The sequence below is a fragment of the Duganella sp. FT27W genome, from assembly GCF_009295655.1.
GTDB lineage: Bacteria > Pseudomonadota > Gammaproteobacteria > Burkholderiales > Burkholderiaceae_D > Rugamonas > Rugamonas zoogloeoides.
The window spans coordinates 221,631-240,624 of the sequence record NZ_WHIV01000003.1 but is presented as its reverse complement, the minus strand read 5'-3'; the positions used below and the strand labels follow the sequence as shown (position 1 = coordinate 240,624).

Genomic DNA, 18,994 nt, shown 5'->3' with positions numbered 1-18,994 from the left:
TGTGCGCTGTAAGGGACAAATGACGCTGGCACGCTATCTGCATAGACATGGTTACCCCGCCTTTTAATGAAACAAGGAGAGAACCATGAAAGTCCTGAAACTGAAACCCGCCATGCTGGCCGCCGCACTGTCCGTTGCCACCGCCGCCGCCATGGCTGCACCGCAGCCACCGCAGCCGCCGGCAGCGCCATTGCTGGCCCAGGCCGACACGCCGCCACCGCCACCAGCAGCCGGCGCGCGTCGTGCCAAACCGCCTGCCCAGCCAGGCCAGGGCGTGCGACCACCGGCGCCGCCGCGTGATGGCGTGACGCCGCCACCGGCAGGAGCCGGCGTGCCGCCACCTCCACCAGTCGGTGCCGGTACGCCGCTCCCTCCACCAGTCGGTGCCGGTACGCCGCTCCCTCCAGCAGTCGGTGCCGGTACACCGCTCCCTCCACCAGCTGGCACCGGCGCGCCGCCCCCTCCACCAACTGGCGCCGGTGCGCCGCCCCCGCCACCAGCCGGCGGCGTCGGTGCGCCACCACCGCCCCCTCCCCCTGGAGCAGGCATGTCACCGCCCACTCCGGCTCGAGCAGGCGTGCCGCCGTCAGCTCCAGCACGAGCGGGTACGCTGCCACCACCTCCGCCAGCAGGTGCGGGTACGCCGCCGCCACCACCAGCGGATGCCGGTACGCCGCCACCACCAGCCGATACCGGTGCGCCACCACCACCACCAGCCGGTGCCGGTATGCCGCCGCCTCCGCTAGCTGGCGGTGGTGCGCTGCCACCACCGCCTGCAGGCGCCGGCATGCAGCAGCCACCGGCGCCGCCAGTTGGCGGCCAGCTCTAACCGGGCGGGACGCGACCGATGCAACTGGATAGGCGCCTGTCTGCCGCCTTGCTGACGGCCATGCTCGGCGGCGTTGTCGCCGTCGCCAGCGCCGCGCCGCCGGGACCGCCGGGACCGCCGATGCAGCCGATGAGGCCGATCCCGCCGACGCTGCCAGGCAAGGCGGCGCTGGCGGTCATCGAAGGCCAGGTGCAGCGCCTGCTGGTCACGCCTTACGGCGAGCCGAACGGCCTGCGTTTCGCTGACGGCACGGTGGTGCTGCTGCCGCCGTACCTGGCCGTGCGGCTGACCGGTGTCGTCGCCGTGGGTGACCGCGTGCGTGCGATCGGGCTACCGGCCAGCGGTGGCGCCTTGCGCGCGCAGGCGCTGGTCAACCTGGCGACCGGTGGCGCGGTGGACGAGCAGGGTGAAAGTCCGCCCCGGCCACCAGCGCCGCCGTCGCGTCCACCGTTGCAGCAGTACGCAGTGCAAGGCACGATCGATGTCGTCTTGTACGGCCCGCGCGGGGAGGCCAACGGCGTCATCCTTGCCGATGGCGCCATTATCTATTTCCGGCCCGACCTGGTCGGCTTTGCGCTGGCGCCGGGTCTGCCGTTCGCGGCGGCCGGCATCGGTACGCGCAGCGCGGCTGGCCTGTCCATCGAAGCGATTTCCGCTGCGGCCGGCAAAACTGACAATCCAACCAATTCCAATCATGTCGAGTAACACCATCTTGTGGGCGATCACCGCCATCACCATGCTAGGCATCGTGGTGCGCCCGTGGCGCCTGCCCGAGGCCGTGTGGGCGGCGCTGGCCGTGGCCGCGCTGCTGATCTTCGGTTTGATCGACATGGCGCACACCGTGGCCGGCGTGGCGCGCGGCGCCGATGTTTATCTGTTCCTGGCAGGGATGATGCTGCTGGCCGAACTGGGCCGGCGCCACGGCGTGTTCGACTGGCTGGCCGCCCACGCGGCGCGCGCAGCCGACGGCTCCGGTCACCGGCTGTTCCTGCTGGTGTACCTGGCGGGCACGGTGGTGACGGTGCTGCTGTCGAACGACGCCACGGCCGTGGTGCTCACGCCTGCCGTGTACGCAGTGGCGCGCGCGGTCGATGCGCCGCCGGTGCCGTACCTGCTGATCTGCGCCTTTGTCGCCAACGCGGGCAGCTTCGTGCTGCCCGTGTCCAACCCCGCCAACCTGGTCGTGTTCGGCGAGCACATGCCGGGCCTGGCCGACTGGCTCGCGTTGTTCCTGTTGCCGTCGCTGGGCGCCATCGTGGTCACGTACGCGATCCTGTATTACCGGCTGCGTGCCGGGCTGCCGCAGGTCATCCGCCGCGCAATCGCGGTGCCGGCCTTGTCCACCGGCGGCCGCGTCACGCTTGGCGCGCTTGCCGGTACGGCGCTGCTGCTGGGGGCGGCCTCGGCGCTGCGCTTGCCGCTGGGGCCGGTCACGCTGGCGGCCGGACTGGTGGCGCTGCTGCTGGCCAGCGTGGCCGCGCGGGTGTCGCCGCTGGCCGCCGTGCGGGCGCTGTCGTGGGATGTGCTGCTGATGGTGGCCGGCCTGTTCGTGCTGATCGAGGCGTTGCAGGCACACGGCGTGGTGACCGCACTGGCGGCGCAATTGCAGCGCCTGCAGGCGGCTGAACCGGTCATGGCCGATGGCATTGCCGGCGCCGTGCTGGCCCTGGCCTGCAACCTGTTCAACAACCTGCCGGCCGGCCTGCTGGGCGCGGCCACGCTGGACCACGTGGCGGCCGATCCGTTGCTGCGCGCTGCCGCCCTGATCGGCATCGATCTCGGCCCGAACCTGTCGGTGAGCGGTTCGCTGGCCACCATCCTGTGGCTGACTGCGCTACGGCGCGAGGGCGTGCAGTTCAGCGCGTGGCGCTTCCTCAAGCTTGGCGTGCTGGTGATGCCGGCCAGCCTGCTGGCCGCGCTGCTGCTGTTGCAGGTGGCGGCATGAGCGCGGTACCGGCCGTTATCGGCGCCAAGCCTGCGGGCCCGACTGCCGCCACCCTGTGGGCACTGGCGCTGCTCAACTTTTTCCTGGCCGATGCGCGCGACGGCCTCGGTCCGTTCCTCGACGCTTTTTTGACCACCAAGGGGTGGCAGCCGCTGGACCTGGGCATGCTGGCCACCATTGGCGGCGCCATCGGCCTCGCGGCCGGGGTGCCGGCCGGCGCCTTTGCCGACCGCACCCGCAACAAGCGCATGATGATCGTGGTGCCGATCGCCGTGATTACAGCCATGAGTTTCCTGTGCATCGCCTGGCCGCAGAAAGGCTTGGTGTTCGTGACACAAGCGCTGGCCGCGCTGGCCGGCGTGCTGATCGCGCCGGCGCTCACAAGCATCACGCTGGGTGTGGTGGGTCCCAAACACTTCGGCCGCCAGTTGGGCAGGAACGAGGCCTGGAATCATGCCGGCAACGTGGTGCTGCTCGGTGCCACCTGGGGCGCCAGCGCCTGGCTCGGCCTGCCCGGCGTGGCCGGGCTGATGCTGGTGACGACCATGGCGGCCATCATGGCCACGCTGGCCATCGCCCCGGTCAGCATCGACCATGCCGCTGCGCGCGGATTGGCGCCGGCCGGTCCCACTGCGGTAAAGGAGGCGAGCGGAGTACCAGCGCAGGCGGCAACGCCGTCGTGGCGCGTGCTGGCCACCAACCGATCGTTGCTGCTCCTGAGCGTGGCCTTGCTGCTGTTCCACTTCGGTAACGCGCCGCTGGCGCGGCTGATCGCCCAGCAGTTCGCCTTGCAGATGCAGCGCCCGTTCGAGACCACGGCGGTGATTACCATGGTGTCGCAGCTGTCCGCCCTGGCGGCGGCGCTGGCAGCGCAGCGCATCATCCGGCGTGACTGGGTGCGCGCCGCCGCCGTGCTGGCGGTGCTGAGTTTGCCGCTGCGCGGGGTGCTGGCGTGGAGCTTTTCCGATTTCGCCATGATTTACCCGGTGCAGTTGCTCGACGGCCTCGGCGTGGGCTTGCTCGGCATCCTGACGCCGTTCCTGGTGGAGCGCCTGACGCGCGGCAGCGGCCATTTCAATATGGCACTGGCGGCGGTGATGGTGGTGCAGGGCGTGGGGGCGGCTTCGAGCAACGTGGTGGCTGGCTACCTGGTGGCGCATTACGGCTATCCGGTTACCTATTTGCTGCATGGCAGTTTCGCGCTGCTGGCGCTGGCGGCCTTGTTGCCGGCGCTGGCTGGCGCCAGGGCGAAATCGTCAGCGTCGTGCGGCTTGGCGCCTTAGCCGCAGTGGCGGGCAGCGCCGGCCATCTTGTGCTGACCGTCGCAATGCACGGCCAGTGCCAAGCTCAACCGGCCAGGTTCACGCCTGGCCCGGCCTGCCGCGCGGGCGCCTTGGCGCTATAATTCCGGTTTGCCGGCTCGGCAGCGCCCAGCGCGCCGCAGCAACCGGCCGGTCTCACTGGAAATTATGGAAAAATCAATCGATACGCGTGCCGTGCGCACGCTGGTGATCTCGCCCAACTGGATCGGCGACGCCGTCATGGCGCAACCGCTGTTGCGCGCTCTGAAGGACGCCAATCCGCAGCGCCGCATCGACGTGCTGGCCCCGGCCTGGGTGGCGCCCGTGTGGCGCGCTGCCGCCGAAGTCAGCGAGGTGCTGGAAACGCCGTTCAAGCACGGCAAGCTGCAATGGGCCGAACGCCGCGAATACGCGCGCATGCTGCGCGAACGCGGCTACGACGAAGCCTATATTCTGCCCAACACCCTGAAATTCGCCCTGATTCCATGGATGGCCAAGATTCCGAAGCGGATCGGCTACAAGGGCGAGATGCGCTACGGCCTGATCAACGTGATGCACCACGACGATCCCAGGCACAAACGCCCGATGCTGCCGTTCTACGCGGCGCTGGCCGGCCCGGTCTCAAAGACCCCGCCGCAGGACGTACCGTTCCCGGTGCTGACCATCAGCGATGAAGACAAGGCCGCCGCGCTGGGCCGGGTGGGCATCGCGCCCGGCACCACCATCGTGGCGTTCGCGCCGGGCGCCGAGTTCGGTCCCGCCAAGCGCTGGCCCAGCGGGTATTTTGCCGGGCTGGCGCGGCTGTTGCAGCAGTCCCGTCCCGAGATCACCATCGTGCTGATGGGGTCGGCCAAGGATGCCGAGGTGTGCGACGAGATCGTCGCCGCCGCGCCCGGCGTGCGCAGCCTGGCCGGCGTGACGTCGTTATCCGATGCGCTCGCCATCCTCGGCAGCGCGGCGGCGCTGGTGACCAACGATTCCGGCCTGATGCACATTGCCGCCGCGTTGAACCGGCCGGTGGTGGCGCTGTACGGTCCGACCGATCCGAGGCATACTCCACCGTTGTCGGACATCGCCAAGATACTGTGGCTGCACCTCGAGTGCGCCCCGTGCCAGCAGCGCGTGTGTCCGCTGGGCCACCAGGCTTGCATGCACAAGCTGACGGTGGACCTGGCATGGGCGCCGCTGCGCGCCATGCTGCCGGCGCGGCCGGCAGCCCTTTAATTTTAGAACAGGACAGATCATGATTTTGGTGACCGGCGGTGCGGGTTTTATTGGTAGTAACATCGTTCACGCGCTGAGCCAGCGCGGCGAGGCGATCTTCGTGGTCGATAATCTGAAGCGCCCGGAGAAATTCCACAATGTCGTCGATGCCGAGGTGGTCGATTACATGGGCAAGGAAGAGTTCATCGAACGCCTCGAGCGCGGCGAATTCGCCGGCAAGTTCTCGGCCGTGTTCCACGAAGGCGCGTGCTCCGACACCATGGAAATGGATGGCGAGTACATGATGCGCAATAACTTCCGTTACAGCGTGTCGTTGTTCCACTTCTGCCAGAAGGAAAAAATCCCGTTCATCTATGCGTCGTCGGCAGCCGTGTATGGCGCCGAGGAAGGCTTTACGGAAGAGCGTTCGGGCGAGCGGCCGTTGAATGTGTACGGTTACTCGAAATTCCTGTTCGACCAGTACGTGCGCAACTACTGGAAAACCAATGGCGACCGTGGCGCGCAAGTGGTCGGCCTGCGCTACTTCAACGTCTATGGCCCGCGCGAATTCCACAAGGGGAATATGGCCTCGGTGCCGTTGCACCAGTACCGCCAGTTCCTTGCAGATGGCCAGGTGAAATTGTTCGGCGAATACGACGGCTACGCCGCCGGCACCCAGACCCGCGACTTCGTCTATATCGACGACGTGGTCAGCGTCAACCTGTTCTTCCTCGATAACCCGGGCAAGAGCGGCATCTTCAACCTGGGCACCGGTCGTGCGCAGCCGTTCAACGATATCGCGGTGGCGGTGGTGAACAACCTGAAACCCGAAGCCGGCGCCCTGACACTGGATGCCATCGTCGAGCAGAAATTGCTGGAGTACGTGGCGTTCCCGGACAAGCTCAAGGGCAAGTACCAGAGCTTCACCCAGGCCAACATCGCCAAGCTTCGGGCGATTGGCTACGACAAGCCGTTTTATGATGTGAGTGCCGGGGTGACCGCGTATATCTCGTGGTTGAAGGCCAACCACAAGTAATTGCTATTGCAGCCCCAGCTTCCTGAGCAAGCCGGGCAGCAACTGCGCCAGGAAAACGCTGCCGACCACCCAGACGATGATGGCGTTTTTCGCTTCGGCGATGGCGGCCTTGGTGTCGGCCTTGACCTCGGCGACCGCTGCCTTGGTCTCTGCTTTGACTTCGGCCAGGTCCGCCTTGGTGGCCACCGTCGCCTTGAGGATGCCAAGGTCGAGCTTGATTGCTTCCATTTCCGATTCGAGTTTTGTGACGCGGTGCTCCATGTCGCACTCCTGTTTGCTTCGCGATTATTGCAGCCCCAGCTTCCTGAGCAAGCCGGGCAGCAACTGCGCCAGGAAAACGCTGCCGACCACCCAGACGATGATGGCGTTTTTCGCTTCGGCGATGGCGGCCTTGGTGTCGGCCTTGACCTCGGCGACCGCTGCCTTGGTCTCTGCTTTGACTTCGGCGACCGCTGCCTTGGTCTCGGCTTTGACTTCGGCCAGGTCCGCCTTGGTGGCAACCGTCGCCTTGAGGATGCCAAGGTCGAGCTTGATTGCTTCCATTTCCGATTCGAGTTTTGTGACGCGGTGTTCCATGTCGCACTCCTGTTTGCTTCGCGATTATTGCAGCCCCAGCTTGCTCAGCAGGCCGGACAACACTTGCGCCAGGAAAATGGCGCCGACGGTCCACATGATGATGGTGCTCTTGGCGTCGGCGATGGACGTCCGGGTGCCGGCGATGGCCTCGGCCAAGTCGGCTTTGGTGGCAACCGTCGCCTTGAGGATGCCAAGGTCGAGCTTGATCGCCGCCATTTCCGATTCGAGCTTCGTAACGCGGTCTTCCATTTTGGGCTCCTGTCGATGAATACCTTACGGTGATCCTAGGAGCCTCTGCGTAAGCCGTCAAGCGGCACAGGCGCCAGTCGGCAGAAATGCGGTTTTAGCGGCGACGCTTCGGCGGCACGAATACTCGCCAAGCCACCACGCAGGCGGTCACGCTCATCGCCACCCCCAGCAGCGATAACAACACGACCAGGCTGTCGCGCAACCACGGCCGCGCCAGCAGCGGGGCGAAGTCGAAGCTGTGCAGGCCGTTGTACAGCAGACGCTGCCAGCGGTTGGAATTATCGGCGCGCAGCACGATGCGGGCGGAGGCCGGATCGGCATAGGCCACCACGCCATCGGCCCAGGCTGCGCGCCACACGGGCAGCGGCCGGTTCTGGCGGTTGGCAGGTTGATTGCCGCGTGCGTAGTAGAGTTCGTCGTACGCGGTCAGACGCGACAGCGTTACCGGTGCTTCGGCACGCAGGCGTCCCAGTGCGGCGCTGATGTCGGCATCGGGCAGGGCGGCGATGGCGGCAGCGTGACTGGCCGTAGCCGCAGTTCCATCGACATCGTCGGCCGCAGTGATGCCGCTGGCAGCAGCGGCTCCATCGGTCGCAATGTTATGACTGGCAGCAACGACGCTGCCGACAGTAGCGACACCATCTGCACGCACGAGCACCGAACCATCCACCCCCCTCAATCGATACCACGCCTGGCCATTGAAGCGCAGCGTTTCCAGTTCGCGCACGGCCAGCGGCGCCGCCAGCCGCACCGCTGCCGCCGGCGACAATTGTGCGGCCACTTCCTGACCTGACCAGCGCCGCTGTTCGTCCGCCGTGGCGCCGCGTGGCGAGAAGACGCTGAACGGATTCATCGACATCAGGCCCGAAAAAATCCATGTCAGCGTGACCACGCCAACCGCCAGCCCGAGGATATGGTGCCAGCGCATCCAGAAGATCCGGTACGGTATCCAGCGCGAACGGTTGAGGAACAGTTGCCACACGCCGATGATCAAACCGGTGGCCGCCAGCAGCACGCCGGGCAGTGATAGCCATACCACGACATGGTGCCAGCGCTCGGGCCAGCGCCGCAGTTCGGTGAAATAGATCCAGTGGGGAATTGCGCCGACCCAGTTCCAGGCGCGCTCGGCGCGGCGGGTTTCGCCTACCACTTCGGCCGCGCCGGGGGATACGTACAACTCCAGTCCATCGTCGCCGTCGAGCTCCACCCGAACCAGCGGCCGGTAAGGATTGAAACCTTGCGCCACGGTCCACTGGTCGCGCTCCAGCGCTTCGGCATGGACCGCGCGGCGACCGCTGAAGGCTTCGGCCACGGCCAGCGCCTGCGCCGTGTTCAGGTTGGGCAGGACGGCGCCGGTGCGGGCATCGACCGCGATCCAGCGTTTATCGGGGGCGGTGCGCAGCAGGCGCCAGACCGGCGCCCCCGCATGCATGCCGAGCCGGGCATCGGCGGCTGTAACGCGGGCGCGGGCGGCTGCTGCTGACGCCGTCAGGCAACAGCGATTGTCCACTGCGGTGGCCGGCGGTGCGGCGAGCCGTTCGGCCGTTCGATCGCCCGGCGCCACGACAGGAAGTCCGCTCAGCCGTTTGGTAGTCTGGTCGATCACCGCCACGGCAGGAAGTCCGCTCAGCCGCTTGGTAGTCTGGTCGATCACCACCGGGGCCGGAACGCCGGTTCGCCGTTCGGCAGCGCCGTCGCCCACCGCCCGGGCCGGCAACCCGGCCAGTTGTTCGGCTGGTCGGTCATCGAACGCGAGCGCCGGTAGTCCAGTCAGCCGTTCGGCCTTCAGGTCGTCCAGCACCAGCGGCGGCAACCCGGCCAGCCGCTCCTCTGGTGTCAAACTCGGAAACGGCACGAAGTACAGCACGATGCCACTGGCAAACCACACCAGGAACAGCAAGGCCAGCGCCACTCCCAGCCACTTGTGGACGAACAGCAGCGCCTGCTTCATGGTCAGAACGTGGTGCGGGCTGTCAATTGTACCGAGCGCGGGTCGGCCAGCAGCCAGCGCACGCCGGCGCTGCCGGACAAGGCGTAGTCGCGGTCGGCCAGGTTCTTGACCGACAGGGTCAGGCCCAGCTTGGGCGACGCGGTCCACGCCAGCGAGGCGTCAATCGCCGTGTACGCGGGCAGGTTGGCCGTGTTGGCGGTATTGGCCTGGCGCTCACCGACGTAGCGGGCGCCGATCGCCGCTTGCCAGCCCGGCACGAAGCGGTAGCCGGTCCAGATGTTGGCGGTGCGCTCGGGAACGCCGGTGGGCGTGTTGCCGGCGCGCGAAACCGGCACGCCGCCGACCACTTCGTTGAAGTCGTCGTAGCGGGCGCGCAGCGCGGCCAGGTTGGCGTCGATGGTCCAGCCGCGCACCGGTTCGGCCGCGAATGCCAGTTCGATGCCGGTCGATGACTGCTGGCCGATCTGCAATGCCACGGCCGGGTTGTCCGGGTCGCGCGAGAGCAGGTTGTTCTTTTCGATTTTATACACGGCCGCGCTCCATTCGCCGCGCAGCGCGGCGATGCCGCCCTTGGCGCCGAATTCGAGTTGCTTGCCCTTGGTGAGGTCGAAGCTGGGGCTGCCGTTCGGCAGGGCCAGCGCGCCGCTCAGCGGATCGGTGGCGGTGCCGTACTGGGCGTACAGGCTCACGGCGGGATCGAGGTTCCACACCAGGCCGGCGCGGCCGGTCACCGGCGTGTAGTCTTTTGCTGCGCGCACGCCGGTGCGCAGTTCGTGGTTGTCGAGCGCCATGCGGTCGCGGCGCAGGCCGGCCACCAGTTTCCAGTGCGGCGCCAGGTCCAGCATGTTTTCGGCGAAGACGGCGGTCGATTCCAGCTCGGCGCGGCGCAGCGGCAGCGTGCGGCTGGGGTTGGCGCCGGCAAACGTGCCGGGCACGAAGTTGTACGGATCGATCACCGAGTTGCCCGTGTATGGCGAATTGTTGGTCAGGAACAGCTTGGTGCGATACCATTCCACGCCCGCCACGAAGCGGTTTTTCAGGCCGGCGATCTGGCCGTCGAGCGTGACGTCGAGGCGGTTGCCCACTTGCTGCTGGTCGTGCAGGATTTCCAGGTAGCTGTCGCGGTTGATCAGCGTACCGGTTGGGTTGAGGGTATAGCTCTCGGCGTTGCGCCAGTGGCGCTTGCTGGTCATGTAGTAGCTCTCGTTGCGCACGCGCACACCGGGCGCGGCCTGGTAGTCCACTTTGACGCGCCACACGCGGTCGTTGTACTTGACCAGGGCGTCATCGACGTTAAAGCTCAGGCGTTTCAGGCTGTCGTCCAGCTTGCCGTTACGCAGCGGCGTGCCGAAGTAGCGGGCGTCGTCGTTGTGGCCGGCATCGACCAGCAAGGTCACTTTCAGGTCGCGGTTGGGGCGCACGGCAACGGCGCCCGAGATGTTCTGGCGCTGGTAGCCGGAGTCTGCCCGGTAGCCATTGCTTTTTTGCGCGTCGGCATACAGCGAGTACGCCACCATGTCGTTGATGGGACCGCGCACACCGACGCCGCCGCGCACCGTATCCCACGAGCCGGCGCTGGCATACGCTTCGCCTTCGAAGCGATCGAAACGCGGTTGCTTGGTCACATAATTGACCGCCGCGCCGATGGCGCCATCGCCGTACAGTACCGACGCCGGGCCGCGCAGCACCTGCACCGATTCCAGCGGCCACGTCGAGAACGGATAGGTGATGGTGCCCACCGCTACCACCAGCCGGGTGCCATCGACCATCTGCGCCACCGAATTATGGCCGGAAAAGCCGCGTGCCGACAGGCTGGTGCCGCCATTGCCCGGCGACGGCGCTTCGCTCACGCCCGGCATGCGCACGGCGGCGTCCTGGGCGCGCACCAGCACCCGCTCGGCCATGTCGGCGCTGCTCATGCTGCTGACGCTGGCCGGGGTCTCGCGTGCGGTCAAGCCCAGGCGCGAACCGGTGCCGTTTTCTTCGTCGAGGCCGAGGCCGCTATTGGGGGTGAGACGGCTTTCAACCACTTCCACCGTGGGCAGGGTGGGGTGGTGGGCGCGGGCGGTGGCGCACAAGGTCATGCTGGCGGCGGCCAGTGCGGTCAGGGTCAAATGTTTCATGCGAGGGCGGTGAGCGTGGAATGAGGCGCGCAGTTTACGACATTGATAACATTGAGTCATTCGAAAGATTTTCATTTAAACGTGAAAATTTTTCATGCAACCGGTTTTCGTTGTATTTAGATGCGTACTGCGCCCGGCTTGGCGCGGCGCTGGCGCTATAATTCGTCACCGGGGAGTTTGCCCATCCACGGCCAATTTCCACTGCCCTTGAAAGCCGATGATCACACCTGATTTTGCTGTCCGCAATGCCGATACGCCCGTCACGCTGGCCAACTGCGCCGACGAGCCAATCCACATTCCCGGCAGCATCCAGCCGCATGGCGCGATACTGGTGTTCAACAGCGCGGCCGAACTGGTCTCGTGGAGCGCCAACGCCCACGCCATGTTGCAGTTGACGGTACCGATGGTGCTGCTCACGGCCCTGGCCGACCTCGGCCTGGCGGACGAAGTGCAGGAAAAAATCCACGAATGCATCGAGGACATGGACGGCGGCGAAGCCCCGGCCGCCATGGCGGAAACCCTGGTCGGTACCCAGGCCTTCGATTGCATCGTGCATGGCCACGAGGGCCTGGTCATCGTCGAATACGAATGCCGCGAACTGGCCACCGACAGCGTGGCCACGTTCGCGCTCAAGGCCCATACCGCCATCGAGCGCCTCAAGCGCCAGAAGTCGGTGCCGGCGCTACTGAAGGCGGCAGTCGATCAGATTCGGCTGATCACCGGTTTCGACCGCGTGATGGCCTACCGCTTCCGCCATGACGACAGCGGCGAAGTGGCGGCCGAGGCCCGCGCCGAATCGCTCGACCCGTACCTGGGCCGGCGCTACCCGGCCAGCGACATCCCGGCCCAGGCGCGTCGCCTGTACGTGATCAACACCCTGCGCCTGATTGGCGACATGGGCTATACCCCGGTTCCCATGATAGGCCGCACCGGCGCGGCGCCGCTCGACATGAGTTACAGCGTGCTGCGCAGCGTGTCGCCGATCCATGTCGAATACCTGCGCAACATGGGCGTGCAGGCGTCGATGAGCATTTCCATCGTCATCAACGGCAAGCTGTGGGGCCTGATCGCCTGCCACCACATGGCGCCGCGCCGGGTGCCGTACGCAATTCGCATGGCGGCCGATGTCATGGCGCAAGTGCTGGCGGCCTCGGTGCAGTCGCTCGAAACGCGCGAACGCGCGGCGCACACCGAGCGCGCGGCCGAGGTGCGCACCCAGGTCATGGAATCGCTGCTGCACTTCGACGATGTTGCTTCGGGCCTTGCCGCTTGCGCAGCCGAGATCTGCGGCTCGCTTGGCGCCGGCGCGCTGGTGGTCATGCATGGCGGCCGGGTGGTGGCGCATGGCCCGGTGCCGGCAGAAGTTGTGGAGGCTGCGGTGGCATCGATGCAGCTGGAAGACGCCGACGTGGTCGAACGGTCGGCGCGCCGCGACTGGCCGGCCGGGCAGCAACAGGGCTGCGGCAAATGGGTCGGCCTGCTGGGCTTGCGCTACGACGCTGCCGCCAACGGCTGGCTGCTGGCGCTGCGCGAAGAGCAGGTGGAACTGGTGCGCTGGGGCGGCAAGCCCGACAAGGAAATCGCCCACGGACCGCTGGGTCCGCGCCTCACGCCGCGTGGCTCGTTTGCCGAGTGGCGTGAAACCGTGTTCGACCAGGCCGAACCGTGGGAAGCCACGCGCCTGTCCATCGCGCGCCAGTTACTGGCCGAAATGAACCGCGCGTCGGTCACCCGCCACGAACAGAACGACCGCGCCCGCGCCCAGCTCTTTGCCATCCTCGGCCACGACCTGCGCAACCCGCTGCAATCGATCAGCATGGCAGCCACGGTGCTGGAACTGGGCGGCTCCAAGGAAACCGCCGGGCGCCGCATCAAGGCGTCGAGCGGGCGCATGGAACGTTTGATTTCGCAGGTGCTCGACATGAGCATGATCAACGGCGGCATGCGCCTCGGTGGCGAGGTCGTGGCGGTGGACCTGGCGCCCATGCTGGCCGACCTCGCCGACGAATTCCGCACCGCCAAGCCGAATATCGTGCTCAACCTGGACAGCCCGCCGCAAGTGCTGGTACCGATGGATGCCGACCGCGTGGCGCAAGTGGTGAGCAACCTGATCAGCAACGCCTACCACCACGGCAAGGTCGGTGAAACCATCGACGTGCGGCTGGTGCAGGACGACGCCGGCGTGACGCTCGATGTGCTCAATGTCGGTGATGAAATCGCCGAAGAGACCGCGCGCACGCTGTACAACCCGTTCAAGCGGCTGTCGGCCAACAATGCCCGCAACAAGGGCGGCATGGGCCTGGGCCTGTATATCGCGCGCCAGATCATGCTCGAGCATGGAGGCACCATCGAGTACACGTACCAGGCGCCGCATGTGCGCTTTACGCTGCATCTGCCGGCTACCCCGGCAGCTCCCCCGGCCTAATTCACCTGCCACAACCCCGCCAGCAGCCAGCGCAGGTCGCAGTCGGGGTCGTCGCGGTAGCGCAGGAAGAAGCTGTCGGCCCATTCCTCGTCGAGCGGGGTATCCCATTTCTCGAAATTGGAAATCGGGTATTCCTCGCTGAACAGCAGCAGCAAATCGGTGTGCGCTTCGCGTTCGCTCGCGGCCAGGCCGCGATGCATGCTGAAGCGGACCAGTAAATCACTTTTTCTCATGTTCTAAAACCTGTGACGGCCGCAGGCTGCGCTCGAGCTCGTCGAAATTGGCTGGCTTGACCAGGTGGAAATCGAAACCCGCGTCACGGGTTTTCTGGCGGTCCTGGTCGGAACCGTAGCCGGTGTGGGCGATCAGCCGGGTGAGGGCAAATAACGGGTCGTCGCGCAGCATGCGCGCCAGTGCGTAGCCGTCCACCTTGGGCATGCCGATGTCGAGGATGATGGTGTCGGGCCGGTGCGCCCGCGCCAGGGCCAGCGCGCGGTCGGCGTCGTTGGCCAGGAATACCTCGTGGCCCATCACGCCCAGCAGTTCGCCCATCACTTCGGATGAATCGATATTATCGTCCACCAGCAGCACGCGGCGCATGCCGGGCGCGAGCGTTGGATGGGCGGTATCGGGCGGCACCGGGGCCGATGCGGTCGCGGCGGCATCGAGCAGCGGCAGGATCAGCTCGAAGGTGCTGCCGTGATCGATGCCGGGGCTGCTGGCATGAACGCTGCCGCCGTGCATGTGCGCCAGCGTGGACACCAGCGACAGGCCGATACCGAGGCCGTCGTGCACGCGGTCGTGGGCGGCGGCGCCCTGCGCGAACATATTGAAGATGCGCGGCAGGTTGTACGAGGTGATGCCGATGCCGTTGTCGTGCACCGAGATCGATACGCGGGCGTCGGCCAGGCGCGCCACCTGCAGCCGCACTTCGCCACCGCGGTTGGTGAACTTGGCGGCGTTGTGCAGCAGGTTGCCGATTGCCTGCGCCAGGCGCACCGGGTCGCCGTTGATCCACAACGGCTCGGGCGGCACGTCCACCACCAGCCGGTGCTGGCGCGATTCGAGCATCGGCTGCGCGGTTTCCAGCGCGGAATCTACCACCGCATGCAGTTCTGTGCGCTGCAATTGCAAAGTGAGCTTGCCCTGCGAAATGCGCGCCACGTCCAGCAAGTCGTCCACCAGGCGCGACAGGTGCGCCACCTGGCGCACGATGATCTGGCGCGCCTTCTGGTGCAGCGCCACGTCGGCAGGCGCCACTTCACCCATCAGCGCCACCGCGTTGCGGATCGGGCTCAGCGGATTGCGCAGTTCGTGCGCCAGTGTGGCCAGGAAATCGTTCTTGTTGTCGTCGGCCGCGTGCAGCCGGTCTTCCATGTCGCGGCGCTGGGTGATGTCGCTGGTGATGCGGGCGATGCGGTAAGGCACATCGGCAGCATCGCGTACCAGGAAGGCGCGGTCGCGCACCCAGCGTACGCCGCCAGGCACGGTGAGACGGTATTCCTCGTCGAACGGTTCGCCGGCGCCCGCCAGTTGCCAGCGCGCGGCAACGGCGGCGCGGTCGTCGGCGTGGATGGCGTCGAGCCAGTCGCCAGGCGCGCGTTCGAGCAGCTGTGCCGGACGGGTCCACATGGTGGCGTAGGCATTGCTGACATACAGCAGTTCGCTGCCGTCCAGGCTGAACATCCAGAACACGTCTTCGATATTGTCGGTGAGCTGGCGGAAGCGTTCCTCGCTGTTGCGCAGGTCGGCCTGGGTGCGCTGCAGGCGCAGCAGGGCGTTGACGTTGGCGATCAGTTCGTCGGCTTCGATCGGCGCGGCCAGGTAATTGTCGGCGCCGCCTTCGAGGCCACGGATCTTGTCGTCGCGGCCGGTGAGCGCGGCCGAGGTTTGCAGGACCAGGATGGTGCAGGTGTCGACGTCGGACTTGATCTGGCGGCACACTTCGATGCCGTTGATGTCGGGCAGCTTGACGTCGAGCAATACCAGCGCGGGCAGCAGGCGGCGCGCCATGGTCAGTGCATCGGTGCCGTTGGCCGCCTCCGCCACCTCGAAGCCGGCGCCTTGCAGGATGCGGGTCTTGACATAGCGCGCACCGTCGTTGTCGTCGACGTTGAGGATCAGGATGTCACTATTGCTCACAAGCGGTCTTTCAGAGAAATGAACATGCTAAGCGTCCGGCGCAGGCGCAGCGCGCGGCAGGTGCAGGAAAAACGTCGAGCCCTTGCCGCTGGTGCTTTCCACGTCCACCGACCCACCCAGCAGCGTGGCCAGCTTGCGGCACAGCGGCAAACCGAGCCCGGTGCCCTTGACCTGGCGTTGCAGCGGATGCTCGATCTGGGAAAACTCCTCGAAGATCAGCAGCAGGTTGTCGGAACTGATGCCGATGCCGGTGTCGCTGACTGCAAAGGTAACATGCTCGGGGCTGTCGTTGGCGCGCAACTCGACGCAAATCTGGCCGTGCTCGGTAAATTTGAGCGCATTGGAGATGAAATTGCGCAGGATTTGCGCGACCATGCCTTCGTCCGACAACAGTAGCGGGCCCGGCGGCGGCATCACGAACACCAGTTCCACGTGCTCGTGGTGGGACAGCGGGCGCAGCATGCCCTTCAGGGCAGAGAACAGGTTGGCGACATCGATCGGCGCCACCGTCAGCTCCACCTTGCCGGCCTCGATCTTGGCCAGGTCGAGCAAATCGTTGACCAGTTCCGACAGGTCGCTGGCGGCGGTGGCAATGAACTGCACCTGCCGTTCCTGCTCCACCGTCAACTCGCCGTCCATGCGGTCGAGCAGCAGCTTCGACAGCGCCCGGATCGAGCTCAGCGGTGTGCGCAGCTCGTGGCTGGTGTTGGACAGGAAGCGCGATTTCATTTCGTCGGCCTTGCGCAGGCGCTCGGCCTTTTCTTCCACCTCGGCGTACAGCGCCACCACGCCGCGATTGGTGTCTTCCAGCTCGTGGGTGAGCGAGATCAGGTCTTCCTGGCGGTCGCGCAGTTCGGCCAGCGCCATGGCCAGCTCGCGGTTTTGCTGTTGCATTTCCGCCACCGTGTTTTGCACGGGACTGGCAGCGAGTTCACCGCCCAGTTGCAGCAGGCGGTCGCGGTCGATATGCTGGCGCGGCCCCAAGGCTTTGAGCATCAGCACGTGTAAACCATGTTCGGGCGAACCTTGCACGCTGCACTCGTCCATCAGGCGGTGCGCGGTGGCGACCGCGTTGTTCAGCTGCGACTGCGGCGATTCGCCTTCCACGCCGGACACCAGTTCGGTGGCGCGTACCGGGTCGCCGTCGGCGCGGATGGTGACCACCAACTGCTGCTGGGTGCCGGAAGATTCAAGCGCGAACACCGCGCGTCCGCGCGCCAGCCGGCTCGAGGCGCAGCGCGCCACCTCCGAGACCGCCGTGGCGATGCGGACCTGGTCTTGCGCGCCAAAGCCGAGCAGGGCCGAGATCTGGCGCGCGCGCTGGCGCACCGCGACCACGTCCGGTTCGCTGTCGATGCCTACTTGCAGGATGCGGGTCTGCGGCATTATGCAGCCTTCGGCACGCGGTAGACCAGCACACTGGCGTCGTCGCGCTGGCGGGCATGGTCGCGCAGCAGCACGGCTGCCACCACCGACGGATCGCACGCCGCCAGGCCCGGGTACTGGTCCAGGTCCCACTGGGTGCCAATGCCGTCGGTGGCCATGATCACCAGCGCGCCGGGTTTGCATTCCACCGTGAATTCCTGCACCTTGCGCAGGTTGTGGCCGACGATGCCGTTGTACGACGCCAGTTGACGGCGTCCGGAGTCGTCGATCACACAGGCGCTGATGTTGCCGATGCCGGCGAAGTGCAACTGGCTGGTGGCCGCGTCAAGCAGGCCCAGCGCCAATGCCGCACCGCGCGTGTTGCGCAACGCGGCGTGGCACGCCTGGATCTGTTCGGTTGGGCGCAGGCTTGGCTGCAGCGCAACCGTGGCAATCGCGGCGGCGGCGGCCTTGGCCGCTTCCGGCCCGTGGCCCAGGCCATCGACCATCAGCAACGCCGTGTGCTGGCGTGCGCCGGCCACCGCCCAGGCGTCGCCGTTGGCGGTTTCGCCGGCCAGTGGCAGCGAAATGCCGCCGCTGGCCAGTTGCCGGGCCGGCGATGGCGTGTGCCACAGGCGCATGAAGAACACCGCGCCTTTGCCGCGCGGCGCGTACACGTCGAACTGGTCGGACAGCCGGTGCAGGGCGCCCAGGCCGGTGCCGGACGTGCCGGCGCTCGAGCTGCCGTCGCGCAGCGCTTGCGCCAGGTTGCCAATGCCGGGCCCGGAATCGTAGGCCAGCACGTCGATGCCGTCCATGCCGTCGGCGTGCACGGCAGACAGCACCAGCGTGCCGTCGCCGGCATGTTTCAGGATATTGGTCGCCGCTTCGGTGATCAGGAGCGCCAGCTGGCCGGCGCGCACCTCGTCAAAGCGGGCGCTGGTGGCCAGCAGCTGGCCGGCGCGGCGGGCAGCGGCGATGTCGCTGGCGTGGGTGATCGTGATCCATGTGGAAGTCTCGACCGATTGATTTATTTTTTCCATTTAACAATGGCTACTGCCGTACCTTCTCCGCTGCGGGAATCTATGTCGAACTCGTCGACGAGGCGCTTGGCCCCGCCCAGTCCCAGTCCCATGCCGCCACCGCTGGTATAACCATCGCGCAGCGCCTGGGTGATATCCGCGATGCCGGGGCCGTCATCGGCGAACACCAGCCGCAACCCCTGGCGCAAGCCGCTGTCGAGCACCTGCGCCAGCACCATGCCGCCGCCGCCATACTTGATGGTATTGCGCGCCAGTTCGCTGGCAGCCGTGACCAGCTTGGTCTGTTCCACCAGGCTCAGCTTGAGTGCAAGCGCGTGCTCGCGCACCAGCTTGCGCACGCCCACCACGTGTTCGTCGGTGTGCAATGGCAAGGTCGTGCCGCTGGTCACGCGCGCACCCGGCTCGGTCAGCAGGGACGAGGCGAAGCGCACCGCATCTTCGGCGCCGAGCGCGTTCATCGCTTGCCGAGCATGACCATGCCCTTCTCAACATTGAGCGCGGTCTTCACGCCGGGCAGGGTCAGGCCCAGTTCGACCAGCGTGATCGCTACCGCCGGCTGCATGCCGACCAGCACCGTCTGGGCATCGAGCACGCGCGCCATGGCAGCGGTATTGCTGATCATGCGGCCGATGAAGGAATCGACCAGGTCCAGCGACGAAATGTCGATCAGCACGCCCTTGGCGCGGTCGCTGACGATGCGCTCGGTCAAATCGTCCTGCAGGGTCATGGCCAGGCGGTCATGCATGTCGACCTGGATCGACACCAGCAGCAGGTCGCCGATACGGAGAATGGGGATCCGTTCCATG

General features: G+C 66.6%; 18 protein-coding genes. 7 read left to right on the top strand and 11 right to left on the bottom strand.

Annotated features, from left to right (window positions below):
* Positions 1 to 85 precede the first annotated feature (85 nt).
* The 6 genes from F8197_RS12890 to rfaD all read left to right on the top strand — a co-directional run bounded on the left by F8197_RS12890 (position 86) and on the right by rfaD (position 6,314).
* Positions 86 to 829 carry a hypothetical protein gene (locus F8197_RS12890; protein ID WP_152882219.1) on the top strand — a complete coding sequence of 248 codons (744 nt, stop codon included), beginning with the start codon at positions 86 to 88 and terminating at the stop codon, positions 827 to 829.
* An 18-nt stretch (positions 830 to 847) separates the two neighbouring features.
* On the top strand, positions 848 to 1,534 hold the full coding sequence (locus tag F8197_RS12885; protein WP_152882218.1) for a hypothetical protein: 687 nt from the start codon (positions 848 to 850) through the stop codon (positions 1,532 to 1,534).
* Complete coding sequence (locus tag F8197_RS12880; RefSeq protein WP_152882217.1) at positions 1,524 to 2,774, top strand: SLC13 family permease; 1,251 nt, start codon at positions 1,524 to 1,526, stop codon at positions 2,772 to 2,774. The genes F8197_RS12885 and F8197_RS12880 overlap by 11 nt, the downstream gene beginning before the upstream one ends.
* Positions 2,771 to 4,057, top strand: a complete 1,287-nt coding sequence (locus F8197_RS12875) for an MFS transporter (protein WP_152882216.1) — start codon at positions 2,771 to 2,773, stop codon at positions 4,055 to 4,057. The genes F8197_RS12880 and F8197_RS12875 overlap by 4 nt, the downstream gene beginning before the upstream one ends.
* A 186-nt stretch (positions 4,058 to 4,243) precedes the next feature.
* Entirely contained in the window at positions 4,244 to 5,299 is a 1,056-nt protein-coding gene (gene waaF / locus F8197_RS12870) for a lipopolysaccharide heptosyltransferase II (protein ID WP_152882215.1), read from the top strand.
* Between the two features lie 16 nt (positions 5,300 to 5,315).
* On the top strand, positions 5,316 to 6,314 hold the full coding sequence (rfaD, locus tag F8197_RS12865) for an ADP-glyceromanno-heptose 6-epimerase (RefSeq protein WP_373996900.1): 999 nt from the start codon (positions 5,316 to 5,318) through the stop codon (positions 6,312 to 6,314).
* 3 nt (positions 6,315 to 6,317) lie between these two features.
* Here the strand turns inward: rfaD and F8197_RS12860 are convergent, their stop codons facing one another.
* The 5 genes from F8197_RS12860 to F8197_RS12840 all read right to left on the bottom strand — a co-directional run bounded on the left by F8197_RS12860 (position 6,318) and on the right by F8197_RS12840 (position 11,213).
* Positions 6,318 to 6,575, bottom strand: a complete 258-nt coding sequence (locus F8197_RS12860; protein ID WP_152882213.1) for a hypothetical protein — start codon at positions 6,573 to 6,575, stop codon at positions 6,318 to 6,320.
* A 24-nt stretch (positions 6,576 to 6,599) separates the two neighbouring features.
* Complete coding sequence (locus F8197_RS12855; RefSeq protein WP_152882212.1) at positions 6,600 to 6,890, bottom strand: hypothetical protein; 291 nt, start codon at positions 6,888 to 6,890, stop codon at positions 6,600 to 6,602.
* 24 nt (positions 6,891 to 6,914) lie between these two features.
* The gene (locus tag F8197_RS12850) at positions 6,915 to 7,139 is read right to left on the bottom strand and encodes a hypothetical protein (RefSeq protein ID WP_152882211.1); all 225 of its coding nucleotides are present in this window, start codon (positions 7,137 to 7,139) and stop codon (positions 6,915 to 6,917) included.
* Positions 7,140 to 7,233: 94 nt separating this feature from the next.
* Positions 7,234 to 9,090, bottom strand: a complete 1,857-nt coding sequence (locus F8197_RS12845) for a hypothetical protein (RefSeq protein ID WP_152882210.1) — start codon at positions 9,088 to 9,090, stop codon at positions 7,234 to 7,236.
* Between the two features lie 2 nt (positions 9,091 to 9,092).
* Positions 9,093 to 11,213, bottom strand: a complete 2,121-nt coding sequence (locus F8197_RS12840; RefSeq protein WP_152882209.1) for a TonB-dependent siderophore receptor — start codon at positions 11,211 to 11,213, stop codon at positions 9,093 to 9,095.
* Positions 11,214 to 11,430: 217 nt separating this feature from the next.
* On the opposite strand from F8197_RS12840, the gene F8197_RS12835 reads away from it, so the two are divergent.
* Positions 11,431 to 13,638 carry an ATP-binding protein gene (locus F8197_RS12835; RefSeq protein ID WP_152882208.1) on the top strand — a complete coding sequence of 736 codons (2,208 nt, stop codon included), beginning with the start codon at positions 11,431 to 11,433 and terminating at the stop codon, positions 13,636 to 13,638.
* Here the strand turns inward: F8197_RS12835 and F8197_RS12830 are convergent.
* Genes F8197_RS12830 through F8197_RS12805 form a run of 6 tightly spaced genes read right to left on the bottom strand, consistent with a single transcriptional unit; the run spans position 13,635 to position 18,993 of the window.
* Positions 13,635 to 13,871, bottom strand: a complete 237-nt coding sequence (locus tag F8197_RS12830; RefSeq protein ID WP_152882207.1) for a hypothetical protein — start codon at positions 13,869 to 13,871, stop codon at positions 13,635 to 13,637. The genes F8197_RS12835 and F8197_RS12830 overlap by 4 nt on opposite strands.
* Entirely contained in the window at positions 13,858 to 15,780 is a 1,923-nt protein-coding gene (locus F8197_RS12825; RefSeq protein ID WP_373996863.1) for a response regulator, read from the bottom strand. The genes F8197_RS12830 and F8197_RS12825 overlap by 14 nt, the downstream gene beginning before the upstream one ends.
* A gap of 27 nt (positions 15,781 to 15,807) precedes the next feature.
* Positions 15,808 to 17,166, bottom strand: a complete 1,359-nt coding sequence (locus tag F8197_RS12820; RefSeq protein ID WP_152882206.1) for a sensor histidine kinase — start codon at positions 17,164 to 17,166, stop codon at positions 15,808 to 15,810.
* The gene (locus F8197_RS12815; protein ID WP_152882205.1) at positions 17,166 to 18,188 is read right to left on the bottom strand and encodes an anti-sigma regulatory factor; all 1,023 of its coding nucleotides are present in this window, start codon (positions 18,186 to 18,188) and stop codon (positions 17,166 to 17,168) included. The genes F8197_RS12820 and F8197_RS12815 overlap by 1 nt, the downstream gene beginning before the upstream one ends.
* Positions 18,176 to 18,646 (bottom strand): anti-sigma regulatory factor, encoded by a 471-nt coding sequence (locus F8197_RS12810; RefSeq protein ID WP_227012228.1) that lies wholly within the window; start codon positions 18,644 to 18,646, stop codon positions 18,176 to 18,178. The genes F8197_RS12815 and F8197_RS12810 overlap by 13 nt, the downstream gene beginning before the upstream one ends.
* Complete coding sequence (locus tag F8197_RS12805) at positions 18,643 to 18,993, bottom strand: STAS domain-containing protein (protein WP_019920657.1); 351 nt, start codon at positions 18,991 to 18,993, stop codon at positions 18,643 to 18,645. Before F8197_RS12805 ends, F8197_RS12810 begins: the two co-directional genes overlap by 4 nt.
* Position 18,994: the final 1 nt, after the last annotated feature.